This window comes from Amycolatopsis sp. NPDC049688, from assembly GCF_040674975.1.
Classification (GTDB): Bacteria; Actinomycetota; Actinomycetes; order Mycobacteriales; family Pseudonocardiaceae; genus Amycolatopsis.
In genome coordinates this window covers 180,578-195,652 of record NZ_JBFANY010000010.1, presented here as the reverse complement: position 1 = coordinate 195,652, position 15,075 = coordinate 180,578, and the positions used below count along the sequence as shown (strand labels likewise).

The following is a 15,075-nucleotide window of genomic DNA, read 5'->3' as shown; positions in this document are numbered from 1 at the left end:
CCTCACGAGCCCAGCGCGGCGGGGGATTCGGCCTCCGGGATCAGCAGCCGGGGCGCGCCCGAGCCGTCGGCCGGGACCGACCAGACGTCCGCGTGGCCGGGCCCGCGGGGGACGCCGTAGCCGATCGTGTGGTCGTCCAGCCAGGCCGGCTGGTCGTCGACGCTGCGCGTCTCCGCCAGCGGCGTCACCCTCGACGTCGCCAGGTCCAGGACGGCAGGCCGCCACCCGCGCGCCGGGTCACCGTCCACGGCGGACTTGAACGCCACCCGCGTCCCGTCCGGGGACAGCGACGGGCACTCGACGTTCTCGTGCAGCGTGCGCACGGTGTGGGCGGCGAAGTCGCCCGCGACCAGGTAGCGGTGGCCGGCCGTCGACATCGTGGCGTAGAAGTGGCGGTCGTCGCGGGTGAACGTCACGCCCCAGAAGTTGAGGTCGGCGGCCTGGTACGGCCGGCCGTCCCGGGTCACCACGTAGTCCTCCAGCGTGCCCGCGAGTTCGCCGGTGGCCGTGTCGAGGATGCCGGCGCGGGTGGAGAACAGGCCGCCGTTGTACGAATCGCCGGTGACGAACACCGTCCACGCGAGCATCCGGCCGCTCGCCGACACCCGCGCCCGGTTCGGCAGCCCGACCAGCGGGATCTCCCGCTGCACGGCCAGCCCGCGGTCGAGCACCGCCAGCTGGTAGGTGGTCAGGTCGCCGTCCTGGCGCAGGCAGAGCCCGGTGCCGCCGGCGGCGTACACCCGCGTGCACGACAGCGGCGACACCGTCCGCGGGCCGCCGGGATCGCCGGTGGACACCGTGGCGACGTGCCCGCGATCGGCGTCGGCGGTGCTGCGGAACAGCAGCCGCGGGCCGGGGGCGAGGCTGACCGTGCCGGATGCGGCGACGCCGTGGCCGCGCGCGCTGGCGAACCCGACGTAGGCGACGGCCGCTCCGGCCAGCACGAGCACCCCGGCGACGGCGATGAGGATCCGGATCTTCACGCCGCCACCTTCCGCGGGGCCAGCACCGCGAACGTCACGGCGATCGCGACCACGGCGCCGCCCGCCGCGACGACGATCGCGCGGTCCGCGCCCCAGAACTGCCACGCCAGTCCGAAAAGGACGGACGAGGTGAAGTAGGAAAGCGCCTGCGCGGTCTGGACGAGCGAGATTCCCGTGGTGCGCAACGACTCCGGCAGCAGCGGACCGGCCAGGGCCATCAGGACGCCGTCGGTCGCCGCGTAGAACGCACCGTACAACGCCAGGGCCGCCGCGATCAGCGGCCAGCCGGCCACCGGGCCGGCCAGCAGGAGATAGACCAGCGCCAGCGCGCCGTAGCCGCCGAGCACCACCGGCAGCCGGCCGACCCGGTCCGCCAGCGCGCCCAGCGGTGCGGCGAGCAGCAGGTAGCTGAGGTTCGTGCCCACCGCGAGCAGCGGGAACCAGCCCGTGGCGATGTCCTCCCTGTGCTGCAGCAACAGGTAGACGAAGCCGTCGCCGACCGTGGCCAGGCCGAGCACACAGGCGGCCACCAGCAGCCGCCGGACGCCGCTGCCGCGCAGCAACGCGGCGGCCGCGCGGGGCGAAACCGGGGTCGCGGCCGCTTCCGGCGTCCGGCGGTCGCGGACGAACAGCACCAGCAGCAGGACGCCGATCGCGGCGATGCAGAAGCTGACGACGAACACCGCGTCGAACGCCTCGGGGTCGGCGGCCCCGACGGCGGCCAGCACGGCGAGCGCGACCAGCGGCCCGGCGAACGCGCCCATGCTGTCCATCGCGCGGTGCACGCCGAACGCCCGCCCGAGCAGCGGTTCGGGAGCCGACAGCGTGATGAGCGCGTCCCGCGGTGCCGTCCGGAGGCCCTTGCCGGTGCGGTCGAGCGTGATCACCGCGCCGATCGCGGCGGCGGACGCTCCGGCGGCGAGCAGGCCGAGCTTGGCCACCGCGGACAGCGCGTAGCCCACGCCGGCCACGACCTTGCGCCGCCGGATCCGGTCGGCGACGTACCCGCCGACGATCCGCAGCAACGCCGTCGCGCCGGTGTACAGGCCGTCGACCAGCCCGTACGCGGCCGGGCTGAGGTGCAGCCCGAGGACCAGGTACACCGGCAGGATCGCGGTGACCATCTCCGAGGAGACGTCGGTGACCAGGCTGACGGCGCCGAGCGCGAAGACGTTCGCGCCGACCGCCGAGAGCCTGCGCCGGGACACCGTCCCAGCATGCTCTCGGCGGCCGATGGTGGACAGGTACACGCGGTTACTGCCAGACGTCGAGGATCGGCGACTTGCTCGCGGCGTTGCCGATGCCGGGCAGGCCGTAGGACGCCTCGATGGTGCGCAGCACGGTGTAGTGGTTGATCGACTCGCTGTAGCTGCCGACCTTGACGTTCGCGCCGGTGAACGTGGTGAAGATCTGGTTGACCGAGGTGCCGCTGTCCTCGTCGAAGGTGGTGATCAGCAGGCTGTTGTGCGTCTTGGCCCACTGGGCGTAGGCGTCGAGGTGGTTCTTCAGCCAGGTGTCGCCGGTGCCGATGCTGCAGTCGTGCATGTCGTTGCACATGTCGGGCGTCACGAAGGCGACGGTCGGCAGCTGGGTGAAGTCGCTGGGGAAGCTCGAGAACCGGACGTTGCTGGCGGCCGGGACGTTCGAGAAGTCGACCCAGCTGTTGTGCTTGCGCCGGTAGGTGCCGCTGGAGCAGCCGGTGTAGCCGTCCGAGGGCATCGCTTCGGAGTAGCCCTTGAACGTCTTGCCCGCGCCGATCAGCTGCTGGCCGAGGTTCGCCTTCGCGCCGAGGTTGGCCGGGCAGGTGTCGTCGGTGACGCCCTGCGTCGCGCCGGAGAAGAGGGCGACGTAGTTGGGCTGGCTCGGGTGGGTGATGGCGAAGGAGTTCGTGAACTTCGCGCTCTGCGAGGCGAGGGTGTTGAAGTAGGGCGCGCTGGAACTGCCGTTGATCGAGGAGTACTTCTTGTTCTCGAACATCACCAGGACGATGTGGTCGAACGCGGGCACGGCCGACGCGGTCGGCTTGATCGCGGCGGGCTCGTCCGTTCCGGTGACGACGGCCGCGGTGACGACACCGGCTGTGACCAGGGTGGCGGCGGCGAACGCGGCGAAGATCCGCTTGCGGATCATGGGTCCTCCAACGGTGGCGGGTGAGGGCGCCTCATGATGCCCACGGCAGGGGGCCGGCACGTGGGCTGCCGCTGTCCGGCTCGTGAACACCAGGAAACCTCCGGCGGACAACGGAAAGAGTGGGTTAATGGCTTTCCGGTGTCAACCTCCTTTGGTAGGTGTCCACAATGGCCGGTCAGGGAGCTGACAGGTCGCTCCCAGCTCGTTCAAAGGAACGAAGCCGACACTCGGTCCCATGGAACCCTTCGGCACAGGCGGCCCGGCCCGCCGAGAGCACGGCCGCCACAAGGCCGCACTGGCCACGGCGGCCGCGGCGGTGCTGGCGGCGGCCGCGGCCGGCGCGATCGGCTTCGGCCTTTCGTCGGCTTCGGCGGACACCTCCACGCCCACGTCTTCGGATTCTTCCGGCTTGGGTGACCAGCTGCAGGCCCCGGACAGCGGCTTGAGCTCCGGGTCCGGCAGCGCGCACACCGGCTCGGGTGCATCGTGACCACGGCGTTCCCGGCACTGGGCACGACGGCGGAGCTCGTGGTGACCGACCCGGCGTGGCTGGAGCCGGCGGCAGCCCTGCTGCGGGAGGAGCTGGCGGCGATCGACGCGGCCTGCAGCCGGTTCCGCGCGGACTCGGAGATTTCCCGCCTGCACGCGGCGGCGGGGCGGCAGGTCCGGGTGGGGCCGTTGCTGGCGGAGGCACTGGGGGTGGCGTTCCGCGCGGCGCGGTTGACGGGCGGACTGGTGGATCCGACGGTCGGGGCGGCGGTGCGGGACCTGGGGTACGACCGGGATTTCGCTTTGGTGACCGGTGATCGGGATACGGCTTCCGGCACGGACGGCTCGCCTGGCGCGCGCCGGCGCGGCGAGCGGAATGTGGCTGGACCGGCCGCCGCCGGCGCTGGCGCGCATGATGTTGCTGCGATTGCCGGCGGCGATCCGGGTTCGGCCGCCGCGGCCGAGAGTGCGCTCGATGTCGCCGGGATTGCCGGTGACGAGCCCGGTCTTGCCGGTGATCGGGACACCGCCACCACCGGCGAGCCCGCACCCGGCTGGCACCGGGTGCTCTTCGATCCCGTCCATCGGCTCGTCGTCCTCCCGCGCGGTGTCCACCTCGACCTCGGCGCGACCGCGAAAGCCCTCGCCGCCGACCGGGCCGCCCGCCGGATCCACGCCGCACTCGGGTGCGGGGTGCTCGTCAACCTCGGTGGTGATCTCCGTGCCGCCGGGCCTCCACCCGCCGGGGGCTGGCAGGTCGCGCTCGCCGATGACCACGCCGAGGCCGTGGCCCGGCCCGACACCTCCGTGGCGCTGACCCGCGACGGTGCCCTCGCCACCTCCGGGACCACCCGGCGGCGGTGGCGCCGCGGCGGCCGGACCGTGCACCACATCGTCGATCCGCGCACCGGCGACCTGCCCGCCCCGCGCTGGCGCACCGTCACCGTCGCCGCCAAGTCCACTGTGGACGCCAACACCGCGAGCACCGCGGCGATCGTCCTCGGTGCCGGCGCACCGGACTGGCTCGCGCGAAGACACCTGCCCGCGCGGCTCGTCGGCGTCGGCGGCGACGTCGTCACCACGCCCGGGTGGCCGTCATGAGCTCCGCCGTGTGGTACTTCAGCCGCGCCACCGGGCTCGTTTCGCTGGTGCTCTTCACCGGCGTCGTCGTCCTCGGCGCCCTCGGTGCCGGCCGGTTCGCCACGCGCGGGTGGCCGCGGTTCACCGTCGCCGCCGTGCACCGGAACCTCGCGCTCACCAGCCTCGCGTTCCTCGCCGCGCACATCGCGTCGGCGATCCTCGACGGGTACGTCTCGCTGAGCTGGCTCGACGTCGTCGTCCCGTTCGGCGCCGGCTACCGGCCCCTTTGGGTCGGCCTCGGTGCCGTCGCGATCGACCTGCTGCTCGCGATCGTCGTCACCAGCCTCGTGCGCACCCGCATCCCGCCGCGGGCGTGGCGCGCCGTGCACTGGCTGGCCTACCTGTGCTGGCCCGTGGCGCTGGTGCACGGCTTCGGCATGGCCGAAGACGACGCCGCGTACGGCTGGATCGTCGCCCTCGACGCGCTGTGCGTGCTGGCGGTGGCCGCCGTCGTCGCCCACCGCGCCACCTCCGCCCGCAAGTTCGCTGCCCTGGGAGGCTCCCGATGACCATCCTGCCCCCGCACCGGCTCGACCTGGCCGGTCACCGGCGCCGCAACGGTGTCCTGCCGTGGGTCGCCTACCACGGCGACGACGGCCGCGACCGGCTGATCGAGGCCGTCGAAGCGGCGAACCTGCGCGGCCGCGGCGGCGCCGGTTTCCCCCTTGCGGTGAAGCTGCGCGCGGCCCGGGCGAAGCGCTCGATCGTCGTCGCGAACGGGTGCGAAGGCGACCCGCTCAGCCAGAAGGACGTTGCGCTCCTGAGCCTTTCGCCGCACCTCGTGCTCGACGGCCTGCAGCTCGCCGCGCACGCCATCGGCGCCGCCGAAGCCGTCCTCTGCGTGCACGCGGGCAGCCCGGTGCTGCCGGGTGTCGCCGCGGCGCTGGCCGAGCGCGACGACCGCGTGCCGGTCCGGGTCACGGAAATCCCGCGCCGGTACGTCGCCAGCGAGGAAACGGCGCTCGTCCGCTACCTGACGTCAGGGGACGCGCGGCCGCGCGGCAAACTCCCGCGGCCCGCCGACCGCGGAGTGCGCGGCCGTCCGACCCTGGTGTCCAATGTGGACACATTGGCGCAGCTGGCTTCGGTGGTGCTCCTCGGCCCGCACCACTACCGCGCGGCCCGCACCGACCTGATCACGGTGACCGGTGCGGTCCGGCGGCCCGGCGTCGTCGAGGTGCCCGCGGGAACGTCACTGGCCGGGATGCTGGCGGCGGCGGGCGGCGAAGCGGAGCCGGTCCAGGCCGTGCTCGCCGGCGGCTACGGCGGGTCATGGACGACGAGCCTGACCGGGGCGCTGACCGGCATTTCCGCGGTCTTCGCGCTCCCGGCGCGGGCGTGCGGGCTGGAGTACACCGCGAAGGTGCTGGCGTTCCTGGCGGCGGAATCGGCCCGGCAGTGCGGGCCGTGCACGTTCGGCCTCCCCGCGATCGCGGCGGACTTCGCGGAGCTGGTCCGCGGCGGCCCGGCGACCGCCCGGCTGGCCCGCCGCCTCCCGCTGCTCACCGGCCGCGGCGCGTGCGCCCACCCGGACGGCGCGGCCCGCCTCGCGGCGAGCGCGTTGCGGGTCTTCGACGCGGACGTCCACACGCACCAGGCCGGTGGCCGGTGCCGGGTCCCGGCGGGTGTGGCGTGAAGGTGACGGTGGACCCGATCGGCTGCCGCGCCCACGGCCTGTGCGCGGACCTGCTCCCGGAACTGGTGCGGCTCGACGAGTGGGGCTACCCGGTGGTGGCACGGGACCCGGTGCCGCCGGAGCTGGCCGCGGAAGCCCGCCGCGCGGCCTCGGCGTGCCCGGCACTGGCGTTGCGGCTGCGGAAGGAGTGAGGGGTAGCCTGCGGCGGTGGACGAGGAGAGTGCACCGGGATGGGACGCGATCGAAGCCGCGGTGGCGCCACACGTCCCGGCGCAGGAGCCGCTGCACTGGGGGACGGGCACGGTGCCCGGCCAGGACGGCATTTACGGGATCAGCGCCTACCGCGGTGACGGGCACTGGCTGCTGGTCACCTTCGGCCTCACCGAGCTGTTCGGCAAGGAGAGCGACGACCCCGGCACCAGCGGGTTCGGCTTCGAGCTCACCCTGCGCGTCCCCGTCGCCGGGGAGCAGCCCGCGCCCTGGTCGCTGACGCTCCTCCAAAGGCTCGGCGAGTACGTGTTCTCCACCGGCCGGGGGTTCGAGCCGGGGCACCGGCTGAGCCCGGGCGGCCCGATCACCGGCTCGGCGGACACGCGGCTCACCGCGATCGCGTTCGACGCCGACCCGGTGCTCGGCCCGATCGGCACCCCGCACGGCGCGGCCCGGTTCCTGACGGTGTTCGGCATCACCGACGACGAGCTGCGCACCGCGAAGGAGACGAGCACCGCCGACGTGCTGGCCTCGCACCGGCGTGGCAATCCCTTGCTGGTCACCGATCCCGCGCGATAAACCGGTCGTGCCACCGCGGGCCGGCCGTTACCCTCCGCAGCATGGACGGCAAGCTCATCGACCGGATCCGCGGCGCCCGGCGGATCGCCGCGCTGACCGGCGCGGGCATCTCCACCGCGTCCGGGATCCCCGACTACCGCGGCCCCGAAGGCGTCTGGACGCGCAGCCCGGGCGCCGTGAATGCCTTCACCCACGAGAACTTCATGGCCGACGCCGCGGTGCGCCGGGAGTTCTGGCGCGCCTACGCGGGGCACGCCGCGTGGCGGGCCGAACCGAACGCCGCCCACCGGGCGCTCGCCGCGCTGGACGATGCGGGGGTTGCCGTGCGGGTGCTCACCCAGAACGTCGACGGCCTGCACCAGCGGGCCGGTCTCGCCGCGCGGAAGGTCCTCGAACTGCACGGCACGATGCACACCACGCGGTGCACCTCGTGCCCGGCGCGGTTCCCGACCACGGAGATCCTCGCGGCGGCCGATGACGATCCGCCGTGCCCGCGCTGCGGGGGCATCCTCCAGCCCGACATCGTCCTTTTCGGACAGATGCTGGACGCCGAAGTCCTCGGCCACGCGCGGAACATCGCCGCGGCGAGCGGGCTCTTCCTGGCCATCGGCAGCTCACTGCAAGTGGAACCGGCCGCGTCGCTGTGCACGGTGGCGGTCCAGGCGGGAGCGACGCTGGTGATCGTCAACCGAGACCCGACGCCGTACGACGACGATGCCGCGTTCGTGCTGCGGGACGACATCGAGGCCGTCGTGCCCGAGCTCTGCGCCGCCGTGACGGGGGCCGGGCACTGGTGATCCGCGAAGCCCGTGACGAGGACTGGCCGGGGATCTGGCCGATCATTCACGACGTCATCACCGAGCAGCGGACGTTCCCCTACGACCCGGCGATGAGCGAGCGCGACGCGCGGCGGATGTGGCTGCTCGATCCGCCCGCCCGCGTGGTCGTCGCCCTCGACGGCGGCCGGGTGACGGGTACGGCGAACATGTACGCCAACCGCCCGGGCCCCGGCAGCCACGTCGCCTCCGGCAGCCTCATGGTGGCGAGGGAGGCGCGCGGCACGGGCGTGGGGCGCGCCCTCGCGACCGACCTGATCGGGTGGGCGCGGCGGAGCGGGTTCGCGGCGATCCAGTTCAACGCCGTCGTCGAGGTGAACGTGGCCGCGGTCCGGCTCTACGAGAGCCTGGGATTCGTGATCCTCGGGACGGCGCCGGGCGCGTTCCGCCACCCGTCCGCGGGGGACGTCGGGCTGCACATCATGTGGCTCGACCTGCGGTGAACGGGTCTCAGCGGCGGCCGCCGAACTGCCAGGCGCGGACTTCGACGACGGCGTACCGATCCCGGGCCAGCACCGTGCGCGCCGCGTCCGGGTCCGCCGCCCGCACCAGGGCGGCCGTGCCGAGCCAGGTGCCGCCGTCGTCGGACAGCAGCGGCCCGTAGGCGATGAGGTCGTGCCCGTCCGGGCGTTCGACGTCGGCGGGCGCGCCTTCGCCGAGGCCGAGGACCAGGAAGCCGGACGGTTCGCCGGGGGAGTCCCACATCGTGGTCCCGAGGATGTTGCGCCACCGTCGCAGCAGGACGTCCCGGTACCCGCCGGCCTGGTAGGTGGGTTCGTCGAAGGCGAACGCCCGGGCCGCGGCCGGATCCGGCAGGTCGAGGACGTGCACGCTGCCGGTGGGGGTGCCGTCGCCGTCGAGGGTCGGGCCACGGGCGATCATCCGGGTCGCGTACCGGTCGATGTACGACCAGTGCGCTTCCAGCGTTTCCTGCCGCAGCGCCGACGAGCCGGCGCGGTCGCGGTGGAAGCAGAAGAACTCCATGGGCGCGAGTATGCCCGATCAGTTGCCGGACAGTTCTTCGGCGAAGATGGTGTCGATCTTCCGGCTCGCGGACCGCAATTTCCGCACGCTCGAAACCAGCAGCAGGAACGCGGCGGCGGGCACCACCAGCAGGACGGGCGGCCACCCGGTGGCACCCGCGAAGATCAAGGCGGACACCAGGAAGACTGCCCGGCCGGCGACCCGCGGCCACGCGGGGCGGGGCTTGGCGTGCCGGCCGCGAGGGGTGCGCATGACCGGCCGCTCGAGGGCAGCGTGGACACTCATCCAGACCTCCGGGAATGTTCGTCGAACCGGCCGGGAGGGGATTCCCGGTGGCGGTACCGTGGTGTGTGTCGGGCCGGACCCGGTTCCGGTTACCCGTCGTTATCGGTTCGAGTCCCCATTCACTGAATCGAATTACCTGCGGTTTCCGCGTGTTTCCGGCACCAGGGCCATTGGACCCGGATCCGCGCGCCGGAGGTCCCGCGCCGCGCGGCTCAGGAATCGTGGCCGGGACCCTTCCCCTTGGGCTTGCCGGGCGGATCGACCTTCGGAGGCTTGCCCTGTTTCGGCGGCTGGCCGGCGGACGGCGGGGCCTCGTGGGTCACGGCGGCGGGCTCGAGCGATGCGGCTTCGCTGGTGCCGGGCTGCGCACCGGAGCCGCCGGGGCCGGGGCGCGGCGCGGAGCTGCCGGACTCGGCCAGGGGCGTGGCCGTCGAAGGAGTGGAGGCGGCGGTCGTCGAGTGCGCGGCGGGCGGCTGCTGCTGGGCGGGCGAGCCGGTGCCGGCTTCCTGCTGGGTCAGCAGGAACGCGGAGACGGCAACCACGGCGGCAGCGGTGAGCCCGGCGGCCGCGGCCAGCCGCCGGCGCCGTGGGCTATCGGCCGGGACGGCGACGGCGGTGACGTCGTGGTGGTGCGGCGGGGTATCGGAGAGCGGTTCGCGGCGGGTGGGGCTGGGAACAGGGGTGGGGCCGTGGGCCACGGCGCCCGCGATCGAGGTGGCGGCGGCTGCGTCGGTTGCGTGCCAGTCGCGGCGAGGGGGGTAGGGGGCCGAGGTGGCTGCTTGGTCGCCGTGTGTGGTGCGGAGGTCGGGGGCGTCGGCCGTGTGTGAGTCGCGGCGTGTGGTGTCGGGGGCCGAGGTGGTTGCTTGGTCGCTTCGGGCGGTGCCGAGGTCGGGGGCGTCCGCCGTGTGTGAGTCGCGGCGAGCGGGGTAGGGGGCCGAGGTGGCGGCTTGGTCGCCTCGGGCGGTGCCGAGGTCGGGGGCGTCGGCCGTGTGTGAGTCGCGGCGTGTGGTGCCGGGGGCCGAGGTGGCCCGGTCGCCGCGTGCGGTGCCGTCGTGGATCGCCCCGGCCGCGTCCAGCTCGCTTCGGGCGGGGCTGAAAGCCGCTGTCGTGTCCTCGTGCACCGCGCCGCCGGCGAGGTCGCCTTGCTGTGCCGGGCTCACCGCCGCCGGGCGGCGGCGCCAGCGCGGGCTGCGGGTCCTGCTCCACGGCAGCGTCGGCGGCGGACGGTGCAGCATGTCCAGCACCTTCGCCGCCGTCGGCCGGTCGGCGGGGTCGCGCTGCGTCATCCGGCGGAGCGTGTACCGCAGGGCCGGCGGTACCTCCTCCGGGATCCGGGGCGGGCGGGTCAGCCGGGCCATCGCCGCCTCGACCATCGTTCCCGGGTACTCCCGTTGGCCCGTCAGGCATTCCAGCAGGATCAAGCCCAGCGCGTACACGTCCGCCGGCGGGCCCGCCGGCTCGCCCGACACCTGCTCCGGGGCCAGGTACGCCGCGGTGCCCGGGATCAGGCCCGTGCCCGTGATGTGGGTCGTGTCGAGCGCGTGGGCGATGCCGAAGTCGCCGATCAGCGGGCCGTCCGCGGACAGGAACACGTTGGCCGGCTTCAGGTCGCGGTGCACGATCCGGCGCGCGTGGACGTGGGCCAGTGCCTCCGCCAGCCCGTCGGCCAGCGCCGTCACCTCCGCCACCGGCATCGGGCCGCCCAGCAGGCGCTCCGCCAGGTTCTCGCCCTCGACCAGCTGCATCACCAGGAACGTCCGGCCGCCCTCGGTGCCGCTGTCCAGCAGCGCCACCACCCCCGGATGGCTGATGCTGCCCTGGATCGTCATCTCGCGCAGCCGGCGGCGCTGGTCCAGGGCCACCGCGTCGCGGTCGTAGATCTTGACGGCGACCTCGCGGCCCAGCCGCACGTCGTAGGCGCGGTAGACCCGCGCGGTGCCGCCGCTGCCGATCAGCCTGCCGACCTCGTACCGCCCGCCCAGAAGTTCCGGCGGCCGTTCGTCCTCCAGGGCGCTGCGCGGGGTGATGGTGAATTCACCGAGTGCGTAACGACCACAGGTGAGGTCATCGCCGTCGCTCGTCGGCGGGCGCCCCTGTCTCCCGGCTTCGTCGGCCACGGGCCGGGTGTACCCCGGGTTCGTGGCCGGCAAACGTCGGAAGATCACGGAGAAAGTATCGTCCGGGAGCCCGCCGACGTGACAGTCAGGGCCGCGCGAACGCGTCCACGCCGGTGAGCTGCGCCGACAGCGTCCACAGGCGCGCGGCCTCCTCGCGGTCGACGGCGTAGCGGCGGACGCCCGATTCGGCGAGGCCCTCGGTGCCGGACGGCGCGAGCTCCGCCACGTCGCAGTCCTCCAGGTACAGCCCGCCGAGCCCGGCCAGCTGCGGCGACGTCGCGGCCCAGACCGTGGTGGCGGCGCCCTGCTCGGGCGTCTTGAACTCGACCAGGTAGTTCCCGGCCTCGTCGATCCAGCCGCGTTCGATCATCTCCTCGCGGGGCAGGTGCCGCTGCAGCGGCGTCATGATGCCGCCGGGGTGCAGCGCGAACGCGTGGACACCCTTTTCCGCGCCCAGCTGGTCGAGCTGCACGGCGAACAGCACGTTCGCGGTCTTGGCCTGACCGTAGGCCTGCCACTTCTCGTAGCCGTGCTCGAACTGGACGTCGTCCCAGCGGATCGGCGAGTAGTGGTGGCCGCGCGAGGACAGCGACACCACGCGGGCGCCGTCGGCGACCGCCGGCCACAGGCGGTTGACCAGCGCGAAGTGGCCGAGGTGGTTGGTGGCGAACTGGGCTTCCCAGCCCGGGCCGACGCGGGTCTCGGGGCAGGCCATGATGCCCGCGTTGGCGATGAGCAGGTCGATCCGCCGTCCGGTCGCCAGGAACCGGTCGGCGAACGCGCGGACGCTCTCGAGGTCGCCCAGGTCCAGCTCGTCGACCTCGACGTTTCCGAGGCCGGAGAGCGCCTCCTCGGCGGTGGCGCGGCGGCGGGCCGGGACGACGACGTGGGCGCCGGCGCCGGTGAGCGCCCGGGTGGTTTCGAGGCCGATCCCGGAGTACCCGCCGGTGACGACGGCGAGCTTCCCGGTGAGGTCGACGCCTGCGACGGCTTCGGCGGCCGTGGTGGTGGCGCCGAAGCCCGAACCGATCTTGTGCTGTGCGGTGGTCATGTCCCCGACGCTACGAGCTGGAGTGCGCTCCAGCGCAAATCGCGTTCGGGGCCGAAACGGGGGACAATCGGGGGGAGAGGCGCAGCCGACCCAGGAAGGCTCTGATGTCCGACTACTACGGGAACCAGCCCCAGGACGTCCGCCCGGGGATCGACGCGCGCCGCCTGTGGGCGGGCGGCGTCGCGACGGCGGTGGTCGCAGCCCTGCTCGCCGTCGTCGGGCTGCTGATCGCACGGGGGATCTTCGAGGTCGAAGTGCTCGCCCCAAAAGGCGAGGGCGTCTGGGGCAACGCGAGCACCACGACGTACGCGCTGGTCGCCGCCGCGGTGGCCCTGCTCGCCACCGGGCTGATGCACCTGCTGAGCGTGGCGACGCCGGCGCCGTCCCAGTTCTTCGGCTGGATCATGGTGCTCGTCACGCTCATCGCGGTGGTGCTGCCGCTGACGCTCACGGTGGCGCCGAGCGCGAAGATCGCCACGGCGGTGATCAACCTGGTGATCGGCCTGGTCATCGCGGCGGTGGTCAACAGCATGGCGGCCAGCGCCCGCACGCTGCACCGCCGCCGCAGCCAGCAGAACGCGGCACCGCCGCCGACCCGGCAGCAGTGGACCCAGCAGGACCCGCCGACCCGCTACTACGACCGCTGACCATGGACGTCCAGGAGACCAACCGCCGCGTGATCGAGCAGTTCCGGGCGGGCGGCGAAGTCGACGGCATGCACCGCGAGCGGCTGATCCTGCTCACGACGACGGGCCGGAGGTCGGGCGAGCCCAGAACAGTCCCGATGATGGTCCACCGCGACGGCTCCCGGTGGCTGGTGGTGGCGTCGAACATCGGCGCGCCGCGGCATCCGGACTGGTATCTGAACCTGGATGCCGATCCGCGGGTGCACGTGGAGGTGGACGGCCGAGAGTTCGACGCGGAGGCGTTGCCGCTGCTCGGGGCGGATTATGTGCGGACGTGGACCGAGCTGGAGAAGGAGTATCCGTTTTTGGCTGATCACCAGGCGAAGGCGCGGCAGGCGAAGCGGGTGATCCCGATCGTGGAACTGTCCGAAGAGGACTGAGCGGCGTAGCACCTTCGTGTGGTCGAGCGACTGAGCCGGTGTGACTGAGGATTTCACGAACCGGCTGAACGACCTCGAACGCGCGTTGGTGGAGGCAGCGCGGACCGGCGAAGAGCTGGTTTGTGACGGCGAGGCGATTCGGGCGCGGCTGATACGCGAGCTGCTGCTCGGCAGGTACGGTCCGGTGGATCCGCGGGGAATCCGAGTTGCCGGCGCCCGGATCACCGGTGTGCTCGATCTCGACCATGTGACTGCCTGCGCGGGGGCGGCGCTGACCGGATGTTTGTTCGCCGAACCGGTCAGCGCGTGGAACGCTCGGCTGCCGTGGCTGGACCTTTCCCGCTCGTGGCTTCCGGGATTTCATGGGGATCTGGTCGAGGTAGAAGCGGGACTGTGGCTGACCGGAGCCGTGATCGTCGGCTCCGGCAATGGCGGCGCGGTCGCACTCCCGGGTGCTCGTATCACGGGGTCGCTCGACCTCGACGAAGCGCAAGTCATCAACGGCAGCGGCGCTGCACTCCGGGCCCACGGGCTCGAAGTGAGCGGAAGCGTGCTGATGTCCGGTGCCGACCTGACCGGAGCGGGCCGCTGCGCCGTGCAGCTTTTCGGGGCGCACGTCGGCGGCAATCTGCTGCTAAGAGCCACGAAGATCACCAATGGCAGCGGCGCGGCCATCCGGGCCAGTCAGCTGAGGGTCGAGGGAGTTCTCGATTGCAAAGGGGTCAAAGCCTCCGGTGACAACTTCGGTGGAGCGATTTCTCTTCTCGGTGCCCATGTCGGCGGTGATGCGATGTTCTTGGGTGCCGAAGTCGCCAACCGGTCCGGCCTGGCTCTGGACCTCGAGCATGCCCAGGTGGTGGGGAAGGTTTTCCTGGTCCGCTCGACCGTGTGCGCGAATGTGGGAGCCGGATCGGTTTGCGGGGATCCGGTGTTGATCGACCTGAACGGATTCAAATTCGGCGCCCTGGAGGCTTCACCCGGGCAACCTGTGTCGTGGCGCGACTGGCTTCACCTCATCCGTCATCACACGAAGTCCTATCGACCTGGGCCGTATCAGGCCCTCGCCAGTGCCGAACGGGATGCAGGGCACGACGGCAATGTCAGAAGGATCCTCATCGCCCAGCAGAAGGACCTCCGCCAGCGCGCACCGGAAGCTCTGGGTAGCTGGCCGACCCGGTGCTTCCACTGGCTTTGGGGAGTGCTGGCGGGATACGGCTACCTCACCCGGCGGACCGCTTTTGCGCTGCTTCTCGCGATGATGGCGGCAGGCGTGCTCGGTGTGTGGGCCGGACACGTCACCGACGGCGGACATCACGTCGGAGAGCGAGTGAGCTCCTTCAGTTCGCCGTATGGACAGGAATGCACCGCGGTGGAACTCGTGGGTCTCGGCCTCGACCGAGGGCTTCCCCTGGCCCCGACCGGCGTCCGCGCCCGCTGCGACCTCAATCCCGACACAACCTGGGCGGCGGCCTTCACCATCGCGATCTGGATCCTGCAAGCCGCGATCTGGGGCCTCGCGACCCTCGCCCTCGCCGGCTACACGGGGTTGATCAGAAAGTCCACCTAGAC

General features: G+C 72.7%; 18 protein-coding genes. 11 read left to right on the top strand and 7 right to left on the bottom strand.

The window, feature by feature from the left end:
• Positions 1-2: 2 nt before the first annotated feature.
• From AB0J55_RS29275 to AB0J55_RS29265, 3 genes are read right to left on the bottom strand one after another with little or no spacing between them, the layout of a single operon-like run.
• Positions 3-983 carry a hypothetical protein gene (locus AB0J55_RS29275; RefSeq protein WP_364255345.1) on the bottom strand — a complete coding sequence of 327 codons (981 nt, stop codon included), beginning with the start codon at positions 981-983 and terminating at the stop codon, positions 3-5.
• Complete coding sequence (locus tag AB0J55_RS29270; RefSeq protein ID WP_364255342.1) at positions 980-2,191, bottom strand: MFS transporter; 1,212 nt, start codon at positions 2,189-2,191, stop codon at positions 980-982. Before AB0J55_RS29270 ends, AB0J55_RS29275 begins: the two co-directional genes overlap by 4 nt.
• Before the next feature lie 46 nt (positions 2,192-2,237).
• Positions 2,238-3,113: an alkaline phosphatase family protein gene (locus AB0J55_RS29265; RefSeq protein ID WP_364255339.1), complete on the bottom strand. Its 876-nt coding sequence runs from the start codon at positions 3,111-3,113 to the stop codon at positions 2,238-2,240.
• 235 nt (positions 3,114-3,348) lie between these two features.
• Here AB0J55_RS29265 and AB0J55_RS29260 point away from each other — a divergent pair, with 235 nt between their 5' ends.
• From AB0J55_RS29260 to AB0J55_RS29225, 8 genes are read left to right on the top strand one after another with little or no spacing between them, the layout of a single operon-like run.
• Positions 3,349-3,603, top strand: coding sequence for a hypothetical protein (locus AB0J55_RS29260; RefSeq protein ID WP_364255336.1), 255 nt, complete (start codon positions 3,349-3,351; stop codon positions 3,601-3,603).
• Complete coding sequence (locus AB0J55_RS29255; RefSeq protein ID WP_364255334.1) at positions 3,600-4,703, top strand: FAD:protein FMN transferase; 1,104 nt, start codon at positions 3,600-3,602, stop codon at positions 4,701-4,703. Before AB0J55_RS29260 ends, AB0J55_RS29255 begins: the two co-directional genes overlap by 4 nt.
• A complete protein-coding gene (locus AB0J55_RS29250) occupies positions 4,700-5,251 on the top strand; it encodes a ferric reductase-like transmembrane domain-containing protein (protein ID WP_364255331.1) in 552 nt (183 codons plus the stop codon). The genes AB0J55_RS29255 and AB0J55_RS29250 overlap by 4 nt, the downstream gene beginning before the upstream one ends.
• Entirely contained in the window at positions 5,248-6,378 is a 1,131-nt protein-coding gene (locus AB0J55_RS29245) for an NADH-ubiquinone oxidoreductase-F iron-sulfur binding region domain-containing protein (protein WP_364255328.1), read from the top strand. Before AB0J55_RS29250 ends, AB0J55_RS29245 begins: the two co-directional genes overlap by 4 nt.
• Complete coding sequence (locus tag AB0J55_RS29240; RefSeq protein WP_364255325.1) at positions 6,375-6,569, top strand: ferredoxin; 195 nt, start codon at positions 6,375-6,377, stop codon at positions 6,567-6,569. Before AB0J55_RS29245 ends, AB0J55_RS29240 begins: the two co-directional genes overlap by 4 nt.
• Positions 6,570-6,585: 16 nt before the next feature.
• Positions 6,586-7,167, top strand: coding sequence for a suppressor of fused domain protein (locus AB0J55_RS29235; RefSeq protein WP_364255322.1), 582 nt, complete (start codon positions 6,586-6,588; stop codon positions 7,165-7,167).
• Between the two features lie 41 nt (positions 7,168-7,208).
• Positions 7,209-7,964 (top strand): Sir2 family NAD-dependent protein deacetylase, encoded by a 756-nt coding sequence (locus AB0J55_RS29230; protein ID WP_364255319.1) that lies wholly within the window; start codon positions 7,209-7,211, stop codon positions 7,962-7,964.
• Positions 7,961-8,446, top strand: coding sequence for a GNAT family N-acetyltransferase (locus tag AB0J55_RS29225; RefSeq protein WP_364255317.1), 486 nt, complete (start codon positions 7,961-7,963; stop codon positions 8,444-8,446). Before AB0J55_RS29230 ends, AB0J55_RS29225 begins: the two co-directional genes overlap by 4 nt.
• A 7-nt stretch (positions 8,447-8,453) precedes the next feature.
• On the opposite strand, the gene AB0J55_RS29220 is transcribed toward AB0J55_RS29225, so the two are convergent.
• The 4 genes from AB0J55_RS29220 to AB0J55_RS29205 all read right to left on the bottom strand — a co-directional run bounded on the left by AB0J55_RS29220 (position 8,454) and on the right by AB0J55_RS29205 (position 12,440).
• Positions 8,454-8,987, bottom strand: coding sequence for a YciI family protein (locus AB0J55_RS29220; RefSeq protein WP_364255314.1), 534 nt, complete (start codon positions 8,985-8,987; stop codon positions 8,454-8,456).
• A gap of 18 nt (positions 8,988-9,005) precedes the next feature.
• Positions 9,006-9,272 (bottom strand): hypothetical protein, encoded by a 267-nt coding sequence (locus AB0J55_RS29215; protein ID WP_364255311.1) that lies wholly within the window; start codon positions 9,270-9,272, stop codon positions 9,006-9,008.
• A gap of 212 nt (positions 9,273-9,484) precedes the next feature.
• On the bottom strand, positions 9,485-11,437 hold the full coding sequence (locus tag AB0J55_RS29210; RefSeq protein WP_364255308.1) for a protein kinase: 1,953 nt from the start codon (positions 11,435-11,437) through the stop codon (positions 9,485-9,487).
• A 37-nt stretch (positions 11,438-11,474) separates the two neighbouring features.
• Entirely contained in the window at positions 11,475-12,440 is a 966-nt protein-coding gene (locus tag AB0J55_RS29205) for an SDR family NAD(P)-dependent oxidoreductase (RefSeq protein ID WP_364255305.1), read from the bottom strand.
• Between the two features lie 104 nt (positions 12,441-12,544).
• Between AB0J55_RS29205 and AB0J55_RS29200 the strand changes: the two genes are divergently transcribed.
• From AB0J55_RS29200 to AB0J55_RS29190, 3 genes are read left to right on the top strand one after another with little or no spacing between them, the layout of a single operon-like run.
• A complete protein-coding gene (locus tag AB0J55_RS29200; RefSeq protein ID WP_364255302.1) occupies positions 12,545-13,087 on the top strand; it encodes a DUF6069 family protein in 543 nt (180 codons plus the stop codon).
• A 29-nt stretch (positions 13,088-13,116) separates the two neighbouring features.
• The gene (locus AB0J55_RS29195; protein WP_364255299.1) at positions 13,117-13,506 is read left to right on the top strand and encodes a nitroreductase/quinone reductase family protein; all 390 of its coding nucleotides are present in this window, start codon (positions 13,117-13,119) and stop codon (positions 13,504-13,506) included.
• Positions 13,507-13,546: 40 nt separating this feature from the next.
• Positions 13,547-15,073: a hypothetical protein gene (locus AB0J55_RS29190; RefSeq protein ID WP_364255296.1), complete on the top strand. Its 1,527-nt coding sequence runs from the start codon at positions 13,547-13,549 to the stop codon at positions 15,071-15,073.
• Positions 15,074-15,075: the final 2 nt, after the last annotated feature.